Genomic DNA, 4156 nt, shown 5'->3' on the forward strand with positions numbered 1-4156 from the left:
GTGAACTGCTTCAATGACTCGGTGGTGTTTACTCTTTTAGCAGTTGGCTCTGCCTTTGTAATTTTAACTGGAGAGATTGATGTATCTGTAGGTTCAGTTTTAGGTATCAGTGCCGCTGTGGCTGCTACCGCCCTGCGTGACGGCAGCTCTCTTTTTACAGCCATATCTCTTGCCATTCTGGTAGGAGCCTTCTTTGGCTTTGTCAACGGAATCGGCGTTGCCGTTCTGAAGATCCCTTCTCTAATTTTTACTCTGGGTACCTATGGTGTTGCTCGTGGTATGGTGTATGTGTATACGGGAGGTGCCTGGGTTGAGAATCTTCCTGCCTGGTTTACCTCCGCATCCCACTCCTATCTTTGCGGTTATCTTACCTGGTACTATGCGCTTTCCATTCTCTTTGTAATTTTTGTTCAGTTCCTTCTATCTCATACCAAAAAGGGGCATAACTTTATTGCGGTTGGAGACAACTATCAGGGAGCTGAGCTGGTGGGTATAAATCCTACTCAGACAAAGATCTACGCCTATGTAATCTCAGGTGTATTCGCCTCGGTTGCAGGTCTTCTCTTTACCAGCCGTATCGGTTTTATTACTCCAATGTCAGGAAACTCCTATGAGATGAAAGCTATTGCTGCCTGTGTACTTGGAGGTATTTCTCTGTCGGGAGGTTTAGGTACTCTGATTGGGGCAGCCATCGGTGCGGTAATTATGACCTCTATAACCAGAATTCTGGTATTCCTTGGCTTATCTTCAAATTACGACAATACTATTACAGGTATCATTCTGATTGTTATCGTGGTGGTCAATACAATTATCCAGAATCGTGAAATTGTTAAGAGTCGTCGAGAGATTTCTCTAAAACGTATCGCCCAGAAAGCTTTCATTGATAATCAGGAGGTATCAAAATGAAACGATGGGATCTGACTCTTCTTATTATTCTGATTCTGGAAATCTGCATTTTTGCCTATGCTAATCCTAAGTTCCTGATGCCAAGAGTTATCTTTGGCTCAATCAATGACATTATCCCTATCTGTATTATCTCTCTGTTTGTCACCATGGTTATGATTACAGCCGGCATTGATATTCAGGCCGGAGCCGTGGTTGGCCTGTCTTCAATCATTGTAGGTGTAACCTGGCAGGATTTGGGGCTTAACATCTGGGTTGCCTCTCTGGTAGCTATTATCATTGCTGCCTTAGTGGGCCTTCTTACAGGGTATATTGTGGCTTACTATCAGGTTCAGCCAATGGTTGTGACCTTAGGTGGCAGTTTCCTTTACGCAGGTCTTGCTCTTTTAATTTCAACTCTGTCTTCAACAGAAAGCTATAAGGGTATCAGCGGTTTTCCCGAGTCCTTTGTTAATTTCGCGTCCTATCGTATAGGCGGAGTTCTTCCTGTTCAGGTGGTGGTCTTTTTAGTTATGGCTGCATTTGCATGGTTCCTGCTGCATAAGACCAAATACGGGCGCAAGATATTCTTAATCTTCAGGAATTCTTCTAACCTCATATCTGGGTACAGCAAAGAGTGACCTTGGAGCTACTATAACCCTGCCAATTATTACTGCAGTGGTTTTAGGCGGAACTCTTATGACCGGAGGCAAGGGCAGTATTATCGGTACCGCTCTGGCAGCTGTGATTATCGGTGTGCTAAAGTTCGGTCTGCCATTATGCTTTAGGGTGAATATGCAGTATCTGGATATTCCGGTAGGTCTCCTATTGCTGATTGTGATCAGTGCAAGGACACTAAGCAATCGTCCTGAAGTCATTGTGTTTATCAGCAATTTAAAAAAGAATAGATCTAAAACATAACTTGCATTTAATAAAGACTACATAAGGAGTTTTCTATGAAAAAAACTTGGTTAAAATCAGCTGTTCTCTCTGCAGCAATTGCAGCCTGCCTGTCTGTATCAAGCGCCTATGCCGGAGATGTTAAAGACAAGACTGTTGCTTTCATTCCAAAGTTAACCGGTAATGCATTCTTTGAGTCAGCTAATGTCGGAGCTCAGAACTATTCAAAGAAGGTTGGCTACACCGTAGAATATATGGGCTCACCAAACGCATCTGTAGCAGATGAGGTTAATGTCATTAACCAGGCTGTAGCAAGAGGTGTTGATGCAATCTGTATCTCCTCAGTTGATGCTACCGGTTTGAATAAGGCTCTGTCCGATGCCATGAAGGATGGTGTTACAGTTGTAACCTGGGACTCAGATGTAGGAGAGGACTGCCGTACTCTGATGGTTTCACAGGGAACTCCTGATATTTTAGGCAAAATGCTGGTTGATATGTCTGTAGATGCTCTGCAGAAGCGTGGGGTTGATCCTAAGAAGAAGGCTGTTAAGTACTGCTGGCATTATTCACAGGCAACAGTTGCCGATCAGAACTCCTGGCAGAAGGAAGGCGAGAAGTTTATCAAGGCTAATTATCCAAACTGGGTTAATGTTGCTCCAGACAATTACTATTCAGAGCAGGATGCAGAAAAGGCTGTGTCCATTGGTGCCTCTGTACTTGAGGCCAATCCAGATATCGATCTGATTATCTGCAATGATTCAACTGCTCTTCCTGGCCAGTTAACTGCAGCTCAGAACAAAGGTCTGAACAAGTCAAAGGTAACTATTACCGGTTTTGCCTCTCCAATGTCTATCAAGAACTTCGCCAAGTCAGATATCATTGAAGAGTGGGGCCTGTGGGACTGCGGTGTTCAGGGCGCAATCGGTACTTATCTAGGTGCTTATCTTGCTGCTGGTAATGAAGTTAAGGTTGGTGATGAGATTGACTTGCCTGAAATCGGCAAGATCAAGGTAATGCCAAATGATTCACTGGTTCCTGGTTCAAAGACCGGAGCAAAGAACAATGGTGTTGTTCTGCTGCCAGAGCGTCTGGTATTCACCAAGGATAATGTAGATAATTACAATTTCTAATGATCTTATAGATCCTGTTTAATTATGAGACCGCCGGTTATCCGGCGGTTAGTAGAGGAGTAAAAATGGCAGATTTAGACGGCTTAAAGGTTGCTCACGATTATCATATCAATGAGCCTTTTGCTAATAATAAAGGTTTCTATGTTAAAGGTGCTAACGCTCTTGACTGGGGTATGAAGAAGCACCTTGCCAATATATTCAATCCTGTAAGTGGCAATACTGTTATGTTTGCCTTTGATCATGGCTATTTCATGGGCTCAGTTTCCGGTCTTGAGCGACTTGATCTGCTGCTTCCAAAGCTGATGCCTTACATTGATGTTCTGATGTGTACCCGCGGTGCGCTGAGAACCTGTATCGATCCATCCTGCCGTAAGGCAGTTGCACTTAGAGCAACCTCAGGTTCATCCATGGTTCAGGACGACCTGTCTCATGAAATTCTGGCAGTTGATGCTGAAGAAGCTGTAAGACTGAATGCAGATTGTCTTGCAATTCAGACCTTCATCGGCGGCGACGGTCAGCTAAGCTCTCTTAAGAACCTTGAAGATGCAGTAAACATGGGCTGCAGATATTCAATACCTATTTTGGGTGTTGTTGCTGTCGGCAAGCAGATGGAGAGAACCTCCAAGTTCTTCAAGCTTGCAACCCGTATGCTTGCAGAGCTAGGTGCAAATATGGTTAAGACTTACTACTGTGATGATTTTGAGGAGGTAGTAGCCGCCTGTCCTGTTCCAATTGTTGTTGCAGGAGGAAAGAAGCTTCCTGAGAATGAGGCTTTAACACTTGCCTACAATGCTATTAAGGGCGGTGCACATGGTGTTGATATGGGAAGAAATATCTTCCAGAGTCTGCACAGTGTTGAGATGCTTCAGGCTGTTAACAAGATTGTTCATGAGGGCTTTACTGATAAGGAAGCTTATGAGTTCTATCAGGATTTAGTCAAGTAAATATATTATTCTTCTTTTCGTAAGCCCAGTATCTTATTGATCTGGGCTTTTTTCTGCTCCAAAAATGAGTTTTCTAGAACATTTGCAAGCCTAGAATTTTTGTGCCTATCACGTTTTTGAGTAAAAAAATCCAGATATACAGTTCGCCTTCTCACATAAACTACAAAAAAATCAGTAAAAAAAGGAAATTTTTCATTCATAACCTAAAATAGATTATGTAGAAGTTCATTATTACTAGAAAACGGATCTGCAAATGGCTGGTTTAATTGAAAATATTGAAAGACGTACTGGTATGGTTGG

The 4156-nt window shown here is 43.0% G+C and carries 3 protein-coding genes and 1 pseudogene; all 4 read left to right on the plus strand.

Annotated elements, in window-relative coordinates; translation table 11 throughout:
* A partial coding sequence (locus QZU45_RS11935; protein ID WP_295355587.1) for an ABC transporter permease occupies positions 1–906 on the plus strand: 906 nt, incomplete at its 5' end.
* A 146-nt stretch (positions 907–1052) separates the two neighbouring features.
* Positions 1053–1803: pseudogene (locus QZU45_RS11940) on the plus strand (ABC transporter permease).
* A gap of 35 nt (positions 1804–1838) precedes the next feature.
* On the plus strand, positions 1839–2912 hold the full coding sequence (locus QZU45_RS11945) for a substrate-binding domain-containing protein (protein ID WP_295355590.1): 1074 nt from the start codon (positions 1839–1841) through the stop codon (positions 2910–2912).
* A gap of 65 nt (positions 2913–2977) precedes the next feature.
* Positions 2978–3856 (plus strand): 3-hydroxy-5-phosphonooxypentane-2,4-dione thiolase, encoded by an 879-nt coding sequence (gene lsrF, locus QZU45_RS11950; protein WP_295355592.1) that lies wholly within the window; start codon positions 2978–2980, stop codon positions 3854–3856.
* The last annotated feature ends 300 nt before the right edge of the window (positions 3857–4156 follow it).

The sequence above is a fragment of the uncultured Succinivibrio sp. genome, from assembly GCF_902756765.1.
Classification (GTDB): Bacteria; Pseudomonadota; Gammaproteobacteria; order Enterobacterales; family Succinivibrionaceae; genus Succinivibrio.

Excerpts from the sequence above, each read along its gene's own strand:
- QZU45_RS11945 (WP_295355590.1), top strand. The coding sequence starts at position 1,839 with ATGAAAAAAACTTGGTTAAAATCAGCTGTTCTCTCTGCAGCAATTGCA.
- lsrF (WP_295355592.1), top strand. The coding sequence starts at position 2,978 with ATGGCAGATTTAGACGGCTTAAAGGTTGCTCACGATTATCATATCAAT.